The sequence below is a fragment of the Clostridium sp. 'White wine YQ' genome, from assembly GCF_028728205.1.
Taxonomy (GTDB): Bacteria; Bacillota; Clostridia; order Clostridiales; family Clostridiaceae; genus Clostridium_T.
The window spans coordinates 712292-728109 of record NZ_JAQYUU010000001.1 but is presented as its reverse complement, the minus strand read 5'-3'; the positions used below and the strand labels follow the sequence as shown (position 1 = coordinate 728109).

17 protein-coding genes and 1 other annotated feature are annotated in these 15818 nt (G+C 29.9%); of the genes, 5 read left to right on the top strand and 12 right to left on the bottom strand.

Annotated features, from left to right (window positions below):
• Window positions 1-47: 47 nt before the first annotated feature.
• From PTZ02_RS03520 to PTZ02_RS03475, 10 genes are all read right to left on the bottom strand, one after another.
• Complete coding sequence (locus PTZ02_RS03520) at window positions 48-305, bottom strand: IreB family regulatory phosphoprotein (RefSeq protein ID WP_202767375.1); 258 nt, start codon at window positions 303-305, stop codon at window positions 48-50.
• Window positions 306-419: 114 nt separating this feature from the next.
• Window positions 420-3062 carry an alanine--tRNA ligase gene (gene alaS, locus PTZ02_RS03515; RefSeq protein WP_274226433.1) on the bottom strand — a complete coding sequence of 881 codons (2643 nt, stop codon included), beginning with the start codon at window positions 3060-3062 and terminating at the stop codon, window positions 420-422.
• Between the two features lie 63 nt (window positions 3063-3125).
• Window positions 3126-3302: a binding site (T-box leader), on the bottom strand.
• 55 nt (window positions 3303-3357) lie between these two features.
• Window positions 3358-4386 carry an AI-2E family transporter gene (locus tag PTZ02_RS03510; protein WP_274226432.1) on the bottom strand — a complete coding sequence of 343 codons (1029 nt, stop codon included), beginning with the start codon at window positions 4384-4386 and terminating at the stop codon, window positions 3358-3360.
• Window positions 4379-4867 carry a PRC-barrel domain-containing protein gene (locus tag PTZ02_RS03505; RefSeq protein ID WP_274226431.1) on the bottom strand — a complete coding sequence of 163 codons (489 nt, stop codon included), beginning with the start codon at window positions 4865-4867 and terminating at the stop codon, window positions 4379-4381. The genes PTZ02_RS03510 and PTZ02_RS03505 overlap by 8 nt, the downstream gene beginning before the upstream one ends.
• Window positions 4868-4983: 116 nt before the next feature.
• On the bottom strand, window positions 4984-6060 hold the full coding sequence (gene mnmA / locus PTZ02_RS03500; RefSeq protein WP_274226430.1) for a tRNA 2-thiouridine(34) synthase MnmA: 1077 nt from the start codon (window positions 6058-6060) through the stop codon (window positions 4984-4986).
• A gap of 20 nt (window positions 6061-6080) precedes the next feature.
• On the bottom strand, window positions 6081-6509 hold the full coding sequence (gene nifU, locus PTZ02_RS03495) for a Fe-S cluster assembly scaffold protein NifU (protein ID WP_274226429.1): 429 nt from the start codon (window positions 6507-6509) through the stop codon (window positions 6081-6083).
• A gap of 1 nt (window position 6510) precedes the next feature.
• Window positions 6511-7695 (bottom strand): cysteine desulfurase NifS, encoded by a 1185-nt coding sequence (nifS, locus tag PTZ02_RS03490; RefSeq protein ID WP_274226428.1) that lies wholly within the window; start codon window positions 7693-7695, stop codon window positions 6511-6513.
• An 11-nt stretch (window positions 7696-7706) separates the two neighbouring features.
• Complete coding sequence (locus PTZ02_RS03485) at window positions 7707-8150, bottom strand: RrF2 family transcriptional regulator (RefSeq protein ID WP_274226427.1); 444 nt, start codon at window positions 8148-8150, stop codon at window positions 7707-7709.
• Window positions 8151-8307: 157 nt separating this feature from the next.
• Window positions 8308-9816 (bottom strand): MBL fold metallo-hydrolase RNA specificity domain-containing protein, encoded by a 1509-nt coding sequence (locus tag PTZ02_RS03480; protein WP_274226426.1) that lies wholly within the window; start codon window positions 9814-9816, stop codon window positions 8308-8310.
• A gap of 119 nt (window positions 9817-9935) precedes the next feature.
• Window positions 9936-10823 carry an SPL family radical SAM protein gene (locus PTZ02_RS03475; RefSeq protein WP_274226425.1) on the bottom strand — a complete coding sequence of 296 codons (888 nt, stop codon included), beginning with the start codon at window positions 10821-10823 and terminating at the stop codon, window positions 9936-9938.
• Between the two features lie 99 nt (window positions 10824-10922).
• Between PTZ02_RS03475 and PTZ02_RS03470 the strand changes: the two genes are divergently transcribed.
• Window positions 10923-11165, top strand: coding sequence for a hypothetical protein (locus PTZ02_RS03470; protein ID WP_274226424.1), 243 nt, complete (start codon window positions 10923-10925; stop codon window positions 11163-11165).
• A 59-nt stretch (window positions 11166-11224) separates the two neighbouring features.
• On the opposite strand, the gene PTZ02_RS03465 is transcribed toward PTZ02_RS03470, so the two are convergent.
• Window positions 11225-11509: a hypothetical protein gene (locus PTZ02_RS03465; protein ID WP_274226423.1), complete on the bottom strand. Its 285-nt coding sequence runs from the start codon at window positions 11507-11509 to the stop codon at window positions 11225-11227.
• Between the two features lie 158 nt (window positions 11510-11667).
• On the opposite strand from PTZ02_RS03465, the gene PTZ02_RS03460 reads away from it, so the two are divergent.
• Both PTZ02_RS03460 and PTZ02_RS03455 read left to right on the top strand, forming a co-directional pair.
• A complete protein-coding gene (locus tag PTZ02_RS03460; protein WP_274226422.1) occupies window positions 11668-12381 on the top strand; it encodes a response regulator transcription factor in 714 nt (237 codons plus the stop codon).
• Complete coding sequence (locus tag PTZ02_RS03455; RefSeq protein ID WP_274226421.1) at window positions 12381-13766, top strand: sensor histidine kinase; 1386 nt, start codon at window positions 12381-12383, stop codon at window positions 13764-13766. Before PTZ02_RS03460 ends, PTZ02_RS03455 begins: the two co-directional genes overlap by 1 nt.
• A gap of 204 nt (window positions 13767-13970) precedes the next feature.
• Here PTZ02_RS03455 and PTZ02_RS03450 read toward each other — a convergent pair whose 3' ends face one another.
• Window positions 13971-14207, bottom strand: coding sequence for a hypothetical protein (locus PTZ02_RS03450; RefSeq protein ID WP_274226420.1), 237 nt, complete (start codon window positions 14205-14207; stop codon window positions 13971-13973).
• A gap of 213 nt (window positions 14208-14420) precedes the next feature.
• On the opposite strand from PTZ02_RS03450, the gene PTZ02_RS03445 reads away from it, so the two are divergent.
• Together PTZ02_RS03445 and PTZ02_RS03440 are read left to right on the top strand one after the other, a co-directional pair.
• Window positions 14421-15125 carry a cytochrome c biogenesis CcdA family protein gene (locus PTZ02_RS03445; protein WP_274226419.1) on the top strand — a complete coding sequence of 235 codons (705 nt, stop codon included), beginning with the start codon at window positions 14421-14423 and terminating at the stop codon, window positions 15123-15125.
• A 66-nt stretch (window positions 15126-15191) separates the two neighbouring features.
• Window positions 15192-15755 (top strand): TlpA family protein disulfide reductase, encoded by a 564-nt coding sequence (locus tag PTZ02_RS03440; RefSeq protein WP_274226418.1) that lies wholly within the window; start codon window positions 15192-15194, stop codon window positions 15753-15755.
• The last annotated feature ends 63 nt before the right edge of the window (window positions 15756-15818 follow it).

Sequence of the window (15818 nt, the reverse complement as noted above, 5' to 3'; positions counted from 1 at the left end):
TTTAAAATACCCAATATTAAGAATAAAGAGTACCCCAAAGGCACTCTTTACTCTACTCCTAAATAGGATTTTATTACTTCCTCTAGAATTTCATCTCTTTCTAGTTTCCTAACAAGAGCTCTAGCTCCGTTGTAGTTAGTAATATATGTTGGATCACCAGAAATTAAATACCCTACTAATTGATTTACTGGATTATATCCTTTTTCAATAAGTGCATCATAGATTTCTGTTAAAATTGCCTTCGTTAAATCTTTTCTATCTTTACTTCTATCAAACATCATTGTATTTTGTAAATTGTCCTTCATATTTCGCTGCTAATTAAGCAACTTCACCATCCCTTCGCACAATATTACACTAACACATCTATAAATATTCCCATCATTTAATTAAATTATAACTGAATTAATGATAAATGTATACTATTTTACTAAATTTTCAACTACTTGGTATACTTTATCAATTGCTTCTGTTAATTTAGCTGGGTCTTTTCCGCCTGCTTGAGCCATGTCTGGTCTTCCACCACCACCGCCTCTAGCAATGGTTGCAACTTCCTTAATTATCTTTCCACAGTGAATTCCTTTTTCTATAGAATTCTTTGTAGCCATTGCTACAAAATTAATCTTATCACCATGAGTACTTCCTAGCACAACTACTCCTAAGGAAATCTTATTTCTTATCTTATCAGCCAAGTCTCTTAAAGCATTACCATCTACTTCTGATAAACCATAAGCTATTACACTTACTCCATTTATATCTTTAACAGCTTTTAATATGTCTTCTTCTGCTCCAGATGCTAACTTAGCTTTAAGTTCTTGAACTTCTTTTTCTTTTTCTTTAAGTTCATGGGATAATGTGTTTATCTTAGTTGTAATATCTTTTTCATTACACTTTAATATACTTGCTGTCTCTCTTAATAAATTATTTTTATCTTCAACAAATTTTAATGCGTTAAAGCCAGTTAAAGCCTCTATTCTTCTAACTCCAGCAGCAACTCCTGCTTCAGATAAAATCTTAAATAGACCTATCTCTCCAGAATTTCTTACGTGAGTTCCACCGCATAATTCCTTTGAGAATTCTCCTATTGAAACAACTCTAACTTCATTACCATATTTATCATCAAATAGAGCCATTGCTCCAGATTCTTTAGCTTCTTCTATAGTCATTAGGTTTGTATTAACTTCAAATACTTCCATTATCTTTTCATTTACTATAGCTTCAACCTTTTCAATTTCTTCTTTAGTTAATCCTTGGAAGTGTGTAAAGTCAAATCTTAATCTTTCACTATCAACATAGGATCCTGATTGTGAAACATGTTCACCTAAAGTTTCTCTTAAAGCTTCGTGAAGCATATGAGTTGCAGTATGGTTCTTACAAATATCATTTCTTCTTCTAGCATCTACTTTAAGAGTTAGCTTATCATTTAATGACAATTCCCCTTCATTTACTTTAATATAATGAATAGTTTTTCCACCAACATTCTTTTTAGTGTCATATACTACTCCAGTAAATTTATCATTAAAGATTGCTCCTTTATCTCCTACTTGACCACCCATTTCTGCGTAGAATGGAGTAACTTCAGTAACTAAATATCCTTTTTCTCCTGCTAATATTGAATTTCTAAATTCACTATCATCTGCTAAAACAACTGCCTTAGCTTCAAGTTCAAGTGTTTTATATCCATTAAATTCAGTTTCTATTGAAGCATCTATTTTGTTTATAGGTTTTTCATCAGAACCCATATAAGTGCTTTCTCCTCTAGCTTCTCTTGCAGAAACTCTTTGATGCTCCATTGCTTTATTAAAGCCTTCTAAATCAACTAAAAGATTTTTTTCTTCTAATATTTCTAAAGTTAATTCAAGTGGGAAACCAAAAGTGTCATATAATTTGAAAGCTTTTTCTCCTAATAAAGTCTTTTCATTATTAGATTCCATCTCATCTATATATGATTTTAAAATTTCCATTCCTGAGTCAATTGTTTCGTTAAATCTTTCTTCTTCTAATAAAATAATTTTCTTAATATAATCCTTTTTCTCAACTAATTGAGGATATGCTGGACCGTAATTTTCAATTACAGTATCAACAATATCAATTAAGAATATGTCTTTAGCACCTAGAAGTCTTCCATGTCTAGCAGCTCTTCTAAGAAGTCTTCTAAGGACATATCCTCTTCCTTCATTAGAAGGTAAAACTCCATCAGAAATAAGCATAGTAACGCTCTTAACGTGGTCTGTGATTATTCTTATTGAAGTATCTTTATTTTTATCTTCATCATACTTTGAATTAGTTACTTCACATACCTTATTTAAAATGCTTCTTACAGTATCTATTTCAAATATATTATTTACACCTTGCATAATAGTTGCTATTCTTTCTAGACCCATTCCTGTATCTATATTAGGATTAGCAAGTTTATTATAGTTTCCTTCTTCATCCTTGTCGAATTGAGTAAATACTAAATTCCAGAACTCAACTATTCTATCTTCATCTGCTGCAGCTAGGAATTCTTCAACTGTATTTACCTTATCTCCATTTCCTCTATCGAAATGAATCTCAGTACAAGGGCCGCATGGACCTACCCCTATTTCCCAGAAGTTATCATCTTTTCCTAATCTAAAAATTCTCGATGGATCTACATCTGTTTTAGATGTCCAAATATCAAAAGCTTCGTCATCTTCTAAATAGATAGTAACGTATAATTTATCCTTAGGGATTTCTAAAGTTTGAGTAATAAATTCCCATGCCCAAGGAATTATCTCTTCTTTAAAATAATCTCCAAAAGAGAAATTTCCAAGCATTTCAAAGAAAGTACCATGTCTTGATGTTTTTCCTACGTTCTCTATATCACCAGTTCTTATACATTTCTGACAAGTTGTTATTCTTTTTCTTGGTGGCTCTTGAAGTCCAGTAAAATATGGCTTTAATGGTGCCATACCAGCATTTATTAATAATAAACTTTTATCATTCTTAGGAACTAGTGGAAAACTTTCTAATCTTAAATGATCTTTACTTTCAAAAAATCTTAAATATGATTCTCTTAACTCATTTGCGCCCATTTTTTTCATATCTCTTACCTCCGTATATACATTGTTTATCTTAAATAAATAAAAAAAGGCTTCATCCCTAAAGAAAGGGACGAAAGCCTATACTTCCGCGGTACCACCCTAATTATGCTACTAAATAAGCATCACTTAACTAGATAAGCTCCAAGACAGCTTCAAATTGATTTGCAAGAAGTTCACACCAAACCCACTTCCTCTCTGAATACAAGCTCCAACTCTACTAATTCTCTTCATCACTCAATATAAATTTCTACTAGAATTATAGGTTAAGAAGAATATTTTGTCAATATATAAGCTTTTAAAATATATAGTAGTTAATATCCTCATATATTACTTTAATTATTACTCCTATTGGAATAGCTAAAACCATTCCAACTATTCCACCTATTTTCTCTCCAATCAGTAATAATATTATTATTCCTAAAGGATGCATATTAACTGAATCACCTGTAATCTTCGGTGAAATAATATCCCCTTCAATTTGTTGTATAAACATATATAAAAAAGCAGTTTCTATAGCCTTTGTAGGTGAAGAAATTAAAGCTATAAATAGGGCAGGTATCCATCCCAGTAAGGGTCCAAAGTATGGTATTATATTAGCAATTCCATTTATTAGAGAAAGCCATAATGGGAATTTAACTTTTAAAACAATCAATCCAATAAAGGTAAATATAATTACTATCAAAGATAATATTATCTGAGAAAAAATATATCTTCCTAGTACATTATCTATATCTTTACTAATTATTTTTATAACAGTTCTTTTTTCCGTTGGTAATATAAGCAAGGACTTATTTAATAGCTTCTCTCCATCAGCTAAAAAATAATAACTTACAACAGGTATTACTGCCATAGAAATTGCATTTTCCCATAGCCTTACAACCATGTCAAAAAAACTTGATGAAAGATTAATCAACCAAATATTTACTTTTTCTTGCATATGTATAATGATAATATCAAGTGTTTCATTGTTAATGCTTTTTATTTTCTTCATTACCGACAAAATAAAACCTGATATGCTACTTATGATGCCTTCTACATCTATACTTTCCTTCATTAAGGATGGAATAAGAAGCGCAAAACTTCCTACTATTAGACCTATTGTAAATAGAATTAATAATGCAGATAAAAATCTTGGATTTATACCTACTCTTTCGAGGATTTTATTTTTTAGTGGTTTTAATGAATAGGCTATTATGAATGATATTAAAATAACACTTAAGGTCTCACGTATAATCTCAACCCTTCTATAAACAACTACAAATAATGCTATTGCTATTAGAGTTATAAGCCATTTAAACCACTTGCTTTTAATTAATTTACTCATGGCTATCTACCATCTTATGCGGTAATGATTTAAAATATATATTTTCTTTTTCTAGAGAAAGTACTTGTTTATCTCCTAATATAGCTCTATCCATTAATAGCACTCTCTTTCCTCTTAAAATCTTATCAAATAATCCCGAACTTATAATTACCCCTTTAATTGCAAAATCAAGTTCATCAATAACAACATCCTCAACTACTCCAATCATTAACCCTTCTTTATCTATTACATCCATATCCTTAAGTTCAGAAAATGGAATTCCCTTTTCTTCAGAGATTTTTGAAATTATTACTTTATCTTTGACTGTTATAATATCTTTTATATCTACAAAAGTCTTTTTCGAGAAAAAATTAGTTGAATTCATTCTAAAACCCGTAATTTTACTATTATAAAAATCTATTAGTATATCAACAACAATTCCTATCTTCTTGCTATTTGATTGAAAAACACCAAGTCCAATAAAATCTTTATTTCTTTTCAACAAATAATCCTCCTGTACTTTTTTTATAGTGTTTCCTAATTTCTATTTAATATTAATTCTTAATATAGCAAAAAGGGATGGTTAAATAACCATCCCTAAATAAATCTATCTTTATATTATACTAACCCTTCTATTATTCCGCCGCCTACTACAATGTCTCCACTATAGAATACAACAGACTGACCTTTAGTAATTGCTCTTTGCTTTTCCTCAAAGCTAACCTTAACTTTGTCTTCTCCATATGGAGAAATGATAGCTTTAGCAGGTTTTCCTGAGTATCTTACCTTTGCTTCCACTTCTAAAGGTCCATTTAGCTTATCAATAGATATAAAATTAACTTCCTTTGCAATTAAATCTGTCTTGAATATATCTTCTTCTGGTCCTAAAACCACTTCATTAGTCATTGGATTTATATCAGTAACAAATACAGGTCTTCCTAATGCTATCCCTAAGCCTTTTCTTTGGCCTATTGTATAGTATACAATCCCTTTATGTCTACCTAATATATTTCCATTTTTATCAATGAAGTTTCCTTCTTTAACTTGCCCTGGCTTTGCAATTGTTATATATCTCCCATGATTATTATCTGGAATAAAGCAAATTTCTTCACTATCTTTTTTATTATGAACAGCAAGCCCTATCTCTTTAGCAATTTCTCTTATCCTATCTTTTGTATATTCACCACATGGCATAAGAGTGTGCGAAAGTTGTTCTTGAGTCAAATTATATAAAGCATAGGTTTGATCTTTTCTGCTATCATCACTTCTAATAAGCTGGAATCTTCCATCTCTTTCTTCGATTTTAGCATAATGACCAGTTGCAACATAATCAGCTCCGATACCTTGAGCTTTTCTTAATAACTCATCAAACTTTAAATGTTTATTACATGCTATACAAGGATTAGGCGTTTTTCCTTCAAGATACTCATCTACAAAGTAGTCTATAACTTTCTCTTTAAAAGAATCTCTAAAATTAAGAACATAAAAAGGTATTCCAATTTTATCAGCTACTCTTCTAGCATCATCAACAGCCGAAAGGGAACAGCATCCCCCTTCTCTTTCTTCATATTCCTTATCTTCTTGCCATATTTGCATAGTTACTCCTATAACATCGTAACCAGCCTCTTTTAAAAGATATGCAGCAACTGAAGAATCAACTCCGCCGCTCATACCTATAACAACTTTTTTATTCATTAAATTTCACCCGTTATAATTTATTCCCCGTGAACTTGATCATGAATATCATCATGTTCTTCATAATCCCAAGGTTCTAAACCTGCGTTTATTCTGTAGTCATTTATAGCTTTATGTATAGCTTCCTCAGCTAATACAGAACAGTGCATTTTTACTGGTGGAAGTCCATCTAAAGCTTCAGCAACTGCTTTATTTGTAAGTTCCCATGCTTCTTCTAAGCTTTTTCCAACTATTAATTCAGTTGCCATAGATGAAGATGCAATTGCAGAACCGCAACCAAAAGTCTTAAACTTAGCATCCTTTATAACATTATCTTCTATCTTAAGATATATTTTCATTATATCTCCACATTTTGCATTTCCAACTTCTCCAACACCATTGGCGTCTTCAATTTCACCTACATTTCTTGGGTTTCTAAAATGGTCCATAACTTTATCACTGTATATCATATTATTTTTCTCCCTTCTTTAAAAAGTCTTCCCATAATGGAGACATATTTCTTAATCTTTCTATTATTGGAGGTAATACCTCTAAAACATAATCAACTTCTTCTTCTGTGTTATTATCTCCAAGAGATAATCTTAGTGATCCGTGTGCCTTTTCATGAGGAAGGCCAATTGATAAAAGTACATGTGATGGGTCTAATGATCCAGAAGTACATGCACTACCTGAAGAAGCACAAACTCCTTCAAAGTCTAGTGAAAGTAATATTGATTCACCTTCAATAAATTCAAAGCCAACATTAACGTTACCAGGAAGTCTCTTATCTCCTCTTGGTCCATTAAGCTTTGTATAAGGAATTTTTAATAATCCATCAATTAATTTATCTCTTAAAGCTACAAGCTTTTTATTGTGCTCTTCTAGGTTTTCATAAGCTAATTCTATTGCTTTTCCAAGGCCAACTGCACCTGCAATATTTTCTGTACCAGCTCTTCTACCTCTTTCTTGACCACCACCGTGAATTAAGTTGTCAATTTTAACACCTTTTCTTATATAAAGTGCACCAACACCTTTAGGACCGTAGAATTTATGTCCAGCAAGTGATAATAAATCTATCTTCATGTCTTTAACATCGATTGCTTGATTTCCAATTGCTTGAACTGCATCAGTGTGGAATAATACCTTTTTCTCACGGCATATTTCACCTATTTCTTTTATTGGTTGAATTGTTCCAATTTCATTATTTGCAAACATAACAGAAACTAATATTGTAGTATCTTTAATTGCATCCTTAAGTTCATCTGTGTTTATGAATCCTTCTTCATTAACATCTAAATAAGTAATTTCATAACCCAACTTTTCAAGCCATTCGCATGTATGTAGTACAGCATGATGCTCTATTTTTGTAGTTATTATATGATTTCCTTTGTTCCTATGAGCAAAAGCAACTCCTTTTATTGCCCAGTTGTCTGCTTCAGATCCGCCTCCAGTAAAATAAACCTCTGCTGAATCAGCATTTAAAACTTTTGCAATTCTGTCTCTTGCTTTGTCTACTGCTCTTTTTGTGTCTCTTGAAATTGCATAGAAAGATGATGGGTTACCGAAACTTTCAGTAAAAAACGGCATCATTTCTTCTAAAACTTCTGGTTTAACATAAGTTGTTGCGGAATAATCCATATAAACTGTTTTATTCATTGCTCTCTCTCCTATTCTTTTATCTTTATTTGAGAATTTTTAATATTCATACTTTTATAATCATTTACTATGTCTTGTAGTGTTACTGATTCCATTACTTCATCTAGTGATTCTTTTATTTTTTTCCATAACAATCTAGTGGCACAACAATCTAAATTATCACAGGTCGCACCTTCGATACATTCAGCTATTTCTACAGGTCCTTCTAAGACATCCATAATATCTGATACTTTAATATCCTTAGGATCTCTATTTAATACATACCCACCTTGAGCCCCTCTAATACTTTTAATTAGTTTAGCCTTTCTTAGCGGGGAAAATAACTGTTCTAAATAATATTCTGAAATATTTTGTCTTTGAGATATAGCCTTAATTGACACTGGCTGAGAGCCATAATTAATTGCTAAATCCACCATTGCCTTAACTCCATATCTACCTTTAGTAGATAGTTTCAAATTGATCACTCCTTAAAGCCGACTAAATCGATAAACTTTACTTTATTTATAATAGCAAAGCAGACCTTTATTGTCAACAATAAATAAGTGAGTTAAAATAATCCACCAAAACTAGAGGCGAAAGATGTTTTCACAAACGTCTTTCGCCTCTTTTAAACTAACTATTCAATTCCTTTTTAATTTTTTCAAGTAATAAGTCTACATCAATTGAATCTAAGTTCTCCATTGAATCTAATAACTTTACTATTTTATTTTTAACTAAGCTTTCTTCTTTCTCTTGCCCCGGCTTAAAACTTTCTCCATGGCTCATAATAAATGAATTATAGCCTTTATCTCTTAATAATTTATTAAAGCTTTCTTGAGATTCTTTTTCTCCGTGAACTAATAGTATTGCTTTTGGTTTTTCCTTAAAGCTTTCTAACCAGCTCATAAGGCCATTTCTATCAGCATGTCCTGAAAGCCCTTCTAAGTTATAAATTTTAGCATTTACAGCTATTTCTTCTCCAAAAATTTTAACCTTTTCTGCACCATCAACTATAGCTCTCCCTAATGTTCCTTCTGCTTGATATCCCACAAAAACTACTGAAGATTCATTTCTCCAAAGATTATGTTTCAAATGATGTTTAATTCTACCTGCTTCACACATACCACTAGCAGATATTATTACAGCACCTTTTTTAATTTTATTAACTTCTAAGGATTCTTCTGTTGACTTTGAAAAAATCAATCCTTCAAATTCAAAAGGATCATCCCCTTTTTCTAGTAGAGCTTGTGTATCATCATCAAAATCTTTTGAATGGTAGTCAAATATTTCTGTAGCTTCAATTGCTAGTGGGCTATCTACATATACTTTTACATTTTTAAGTTCTTTATTTTCTACATAACTGTTTAATGCATATAATACTTCTTGGGTTCTTCCTACAGCAAAGGAAGGTATTATTACATTTCCACCCCTTTTGAAGGTTTCATCAATAATATTTACTAATTGCTTCAAGTCATTCTTAAATACTCCATGAAGCTTATTTCCATATGTACTTTCCATAATCACATAATCAGCATTTTCAATAATAGTTGGATCTTTAAGAATTGGCATATCTTTATTTCCTAAATCTCCGGAATATACTAATTTAGTTTCTTTCCCATCTTCATCTATTAACATTTCTATAATTGCAGAACCTAATAAATGTCCAGCATCTCTAAATCTGAATTTAAATCCATCAAACAACTCAATCCATTTGTCATAAGGATATCCTTCAAACAAATACATAGAAAGCTTGGCCATTTTAGCTGTATATAAAGGTTCTAAGGATCCTTGTCCTTTTCTCATTCTTTTTCTATTTACCCATTCAGTCTCCATTTCCTGAATATGTCCACTGTCTTCAAGCATGACTTCACATAAATCTCTTGTAGCTTCCGTTGCTATTATTCTTCCTTTAAACCCTTGCTTATATAATAGTGGTATCCTTCCACTGTGGTCTATATGAGCATGAGATAGTATTAAGTAATCTATATCTTTTGGAATGAAGTTAAAAGTATTATTATCCCTTTCCTTCTCATCCTTACCTTGATACATTCCACAATCAAGTAAAATTCTTTTATCTTTAACCTTAAGTAAATGAGATGAACCTGTAACACAACCTGCTGCGCCGTAAAAATCTAACTTCATAATGATTCCTCCCTTATGCAAAAATATTTATATTTGTATATAAATATTATATCAGAATTTTCTGATAAATTCCACCTAAGACCTTAGTTACCAATCTTCTGCATCATAGTTTTGAGAATCTAAAATAATGAAGTTTGAACATATTCATCTGCCTTATATATTTTCAAATCCCTCATATGTGAAACCATATCATATTCACCACATAATCTTTTAGTTAAATTCCATAATTTCTTTGTATTTTTACTCATACACACATAATTCTCTCCATACTCTTTAGCATATCTCTCTTTTAAATCTTTAAAATTACCCTCTAATTTATTATAGAAATATACTCTTTGAGCATCTCTTAAGGTTACCCCAAACATTGGTATAATAAACTTTGCACCTGCTCTATTTGAAGCCTCAATTATCGTTCTTATATTGTCCTCAGAATCATTAATATAGGGTAAAATAGGCATCATTAATACTCCTGTATAAATTCCTTCCATGGATAATTTCTTTAATGCTTCTAATCTTTCTAATGGTGATGGCGCCTTAGGTTCAATAATTCTTGCAAGCTTTTCATCAATTGTTGTAATTGTGATTCCTACAGTTGCTTGAGTACTTTTATTTATTCCTTTTAAGGTTTCAATATCCTTTAATATCAAAGAGCTTTTCGTAATAATTGTCACTGGAAACTTATAATATTCAATTATCTTTAAAGCCTCTCCTGTTAAGTTATATTTCTTTTCAAGTGGAATATAAGGATCACTCATTGCCCCAGTTCCTATAGTTCCAACTACTCTTTTTGATGAAAGCTCTTTCTTCAATAATTCTAAAACATTAGATTTTACAATAATCTCATCATCAAAATTTTCAACATGATAACATTGACTCCTAGAATCACAATAGATACATCCATGTTGACACCCTCTATAAATATTCATATTATAAACATTCCCGAACCAATTTTCAGGACTTCCTACTTTAGTTAATAAACTTTTAGCTTTAACTTCTTTTACTTTCATAAATTCACCTTTTTATAATATTTTCTTGGAATATATACTTTTTCCTTATATAATAAATTGTAATTATAATTTTATATATTTATCAAAGGAGACACAATAATGAAAAATGATATTTCATACAAAAAGTCCTTAATAACCTGCTTAATAGGAACTCTAATTTTCATAGGTTTTATGAAGTTCACCTTAAAGGCTACTTACACTAACTTAGAGGTAGCTTTAACTGGTATATTATTTTTTGTAGTAATGTTAGCAAGTCAAATAGTAACACTAAAATTACAAGCTAAAAAGAAAGCAAATGCTAATAAACAAGTAATAAAGCCAAAAGCTAAAAAAAGAAAATAATAGATTATATACATAATCCCCTTATGACTACAATAAATCATAAGGGGATATACTTTATACTATTCTATTTCAATTTTTTCTTTTAACTCTACTATTTCATTGTTATTTCCATTATCCTTGCTAGAACAGCAATCTTTCTTTTTGTTGCCACCCATCATCATAAACATCATGGAAATCATCATTATTGGACATATAAACGGAACTATCTTTGAAATTACTAATGATGCACTAGGACTAATCCTTGATATAATTGGTAATAGTCCTATAATGATTATAGGTAGTCCACAACATAGAACCATGTGAAGCATGTGTTTTAATGGACTATGGTTATGATTATGTTTCATATTTTTATCCCTCCAATTTTATTCTCTACATTAAGTAATTACATTTTAACTATTTTATATAAAGAACTTATGAAGAATTTATAATTTCTTTTTTCTCCACATTTCCTTCACATTTAAATTTTATAATAAATTATAATTAAGAATCTGAGGTGATACTTTTGATTGATAATTTTAAGATATTAGTTGTAGATGATGAACAAAATATTTTAGACGTTGTAAAAGCTTATTTACAAAGAGAAAATTTTGAAGTGATTACTGCAATGGATGGTGAGGAAGCACTTAATTTATTTAATAAAGAAACCTTTCATCTTATTATTTTAGATTTGATGCTTCCAAAAATCACCGGTGAAGAAGTATGTAATAAAATAAGAGCAACTTCTAATGTCCCTATAATCATGCTTACTGCAAAGGTAGATGAGGACGAGAGAATCGAAGGAATATCTATTGGTGCAGACGACTATATTACTAAACCCTTTAGTGTACGTGAGTTAGTTGTTAGAGTAAGAGCTCTACTTAGAAGATCCTATAGAGATGACCTACCTATGGCTGATATTTTAACCTTTGACAACGGGGATTTAGAAATTGATATAAAAAAAATGTTAGTTAGAAAGCAAGGGCAGCCAGTAACATTAACTACTAATGAATTTAAGATTTTACTAACTTTACTGTCCAATCCTAATCAAATATTTTCAAGAGAGCAATTAGTTGAAAAAGCTTTTGGTGTAGATTATGAAGGTTATGATAGAACAATAGATACTTATATTAAAAATATTCGTCAAAAAATAGAATTAAATCAAAAAGATCCAAGATACATAATAACTGTTTACGGAATGGGATATAAATTCTCCCCAAATTCAAGTGAGGTGAAATAATGAATATATCCTTAATGAAAAAGCTTTCTATTGCTATAGTAATAGCAATTTTAGGTTCAATTATATTAACTAGCTTCATATCTAATTATTTTGTTAGTAGACAATTTCAGGAGTATCTAATTGACGAGCATAAAACTAAAGAAAATGATGCGATAAAAATGATTGAAGGCTTATATACAGATCAAAACACTATCAAGAACAAAGGGGAAATTCAACGTTATGCTGAACTTCAAACGATGTTTATTGAAGTAAGAGACTTGAATGATAATATTTTATACTCTTCAGGCAGTAACTACTTAAAAGGAAATGGCAGAATGAAGAATATGATGGGATCTATGATGAATAATTTTTCCGGAATGAATTTAAATGATTATACAGAAAATAAGTATCCCTTAAATGTAAATAATAAAAATGTTGGAAGTATAACAATAGGGTACTTCGGAACTTCATATATTACCTCTGGTTCAGTTGCCTTTATAAGTGCTTTAAATCATTCATTTTTATTATCTGGTTTTATTGCATTAATCTTTGCCCTTATAATAAGCGTGATAATTTCAAGGGGAATTTCTAAGCCTATAAAAAATATAACTGACATAGCTAATAACATGAGAAAAGGTAATTTGGATATACGTTCTCAAACAAACACTAATACTAAAGAAATTAATGACCTTTCCAATTCAATAAATTATTTAGCAGAAACCTTAAGTCATCAAGAGATGCTAAGAAAAAGGCTAACATCTGATATTTCGCACGAACTTAGAACTCCCCTTACCACTCTAAAGACTCATATTGAAGCATTTATTGATGGTGTTTGGGAACCAACCCCTGAAAGATTCAATGCCTTCTATGATGAAATAGAAAGACTGACAAAACTAGTTGATAACCTTCGTAACTTATCAAAATATGAGCAAGAAAATCTTAAATTAAATCTACGCAGAGTTAATCTATCAAGAGAACTTGAAAAAATAATTGATTCATTTACTCCTATGTATAATAAAGAAGACTACACATTAGTTAGTACCCTATCACCAGATGTTTTTGCCTATATAGATAGTGATAAGTTTACACAAATCATGACTAACTTGCTTTCCAATTCCTATAGGTACCTTAAAAAAGACGGTCTAGTTAAGGTTGTTCTTGAAAAAGATAAAGATAATATTATTATTCAAGTAATTGATAATGGTATAGGAATATCCGAAAAAGATCTGCCCCATATATTTGAACGTTTTTATAGAAGCGATGTTTCAAGAGCTAAAAATACTGGTGGTTCTGGAATTGGACTTACAATCACAAAGGCATTAGTTGAAGCTCATGGGGGGAAAGTATCAGTAGAAAGCACAGAAGGAAATGGAACTTCATTTACGCTGATTTTTCCTAGTATGTAAATTTTAAATAATTGTGAACATGCACTTTCTTCACATATTCTTTATATCTTTTGAGTATTATAAATCTGTAAGACAATTAATCATTCCCCTTTAATGATTAATTATTTTAGTTTTACCCTTATGAATATTTACGTTTTAAAAAAATAAGCTTGGGACTTCCACCCAAGCTTATTTTCTATCTATATAATTCATCATTTTAAGATATCAATGGTACTTTGAATTTTTTATTTCCTTTTGCCACGCCCATTTATTACATTTTGGACATTTTAACAATCTGTGAGGGCTTATTAAATCTTTAAATGTAGAAATAGAAAATCTATACCCACAGTTTTTACAAATATATGAATGTGTATGAGCATGCCATATAACAAGTGGCAACACAATTATGCACCCGCCGAAAATATAACCAATAATCATTAATATACTAAATATTAATTTCATAACAAAAAACTCCTTTAAAGAGATTTGATTTTATAATTTCATAGTGTGAAATGTTTTATTATCTTCTACTTAACTATTATAAAATATATGCCCATTCGACTTCAAATATCTGTAAAAATAATATATAAGTTGCTTTTCCTATATATTTTCTACACATTCCTATTGTATACTTAAGGATAAAGCTATTCTGATATTTATGGAGGTATTTAAAACTTGAATAACATTACATTTATTTTAGCATTTTCAGCAGGACTTTTATCTTTTTTATCTCCTTGTGTACTTCCACTTGTTCCAGCATATATTAGCTACTTAACAAGCTCCACTATTAAAGAGCCCAATTATATAAGCTCTAAAGTATCTTCTTTTTATAATGCCCTAGGATTCGTTTTAGGCTTTTCACTTATATTTATAATAATGGGAGCTTCTGCTACTTCAATAGGTAATATTTTAATTAGAAATAGTAGTATCTTTAGAAAAATAGGGGGAGTAATAATAATAATTTTTGGGTTTCACACCATAGGAATAATAAAAATTAAATTTCTCTATTTTGAAAAACGCTATTTAAATATAAACAACATAAGTAAAAAATTTGGTTCTGTTATTATGGGAATGTCATTTGCTTTTGGATGGACACCTTGTATTGGCCCAATTTTATCATCAATCTTAATTTATTCGGGAAGTGAAAGTACTCTCTCAAAAGGTATTTTACTTTTAATATCTTATTCAATTGGACTAGCCCTACCTTTTTTACTTACATCTATGGCATTAGACAAATTTATAAAATATAAGAATAAACTATTTAAACTAATGCCAATAATTACTTTTATAAGTGGTTTGCTTCTAATAGTCATTGGGTATTTGATGTTTACAAACAAGTTTAATATACTTAATAAATATTCAAACTTTATAAATTTCTAAATACTATAACTAGGCAATAATTTAAAATATAAACTTTCAGATTAAGTTGTTTAAAGGAGTTATGCAATGAAAAAAGTTTTTTTCTATTTAGCTATTATCTTAATGTTTAGCATAAGCGTATATACTGTTACGAATTACAATAAAAATAAAAACACTAATAAAGAGTCTCCGAATAACACATCTACTGTAGAAAATAGTAATACTTCTAAAGTACTTTCTAAAGATAAAGCCTTGGATTTCAAATTAAAAGATATGAATGGCAAAGAAGTATCCTTAAGTGATTTTAAAGGAAGAAATGTACTTATTAACTTTTGGGCAACTTGGTGCCCTCCTTGTAAAGCTGAAATGCCAGATATTGAAAAACTATATGAAGAAAATAAGAATTCAGATTTAGTTATTTTAGCAGTAAATTTAGGTGAAGATAAAGAAACCATAAAATCTTTTATGGATAAAAATAATTATAAATTTCAAGTATTACTAGATTCTAATCAAGATGTAGCTGTTAAATATGACATTTCCTCCATTCCAACCTCCTTTTTTATAAATAAAGAAGGGGCTATAGTTCAAAAAAAGGTTGGAGAAATGAACCTTGAAGAAATGAAAAATTATGTAGCTTCAATGAAAAAATAGTAAAGTTTTATCCCTCACAACGTGGAAATTTTAAAGATTATAGATATCTTCATATTTACTACA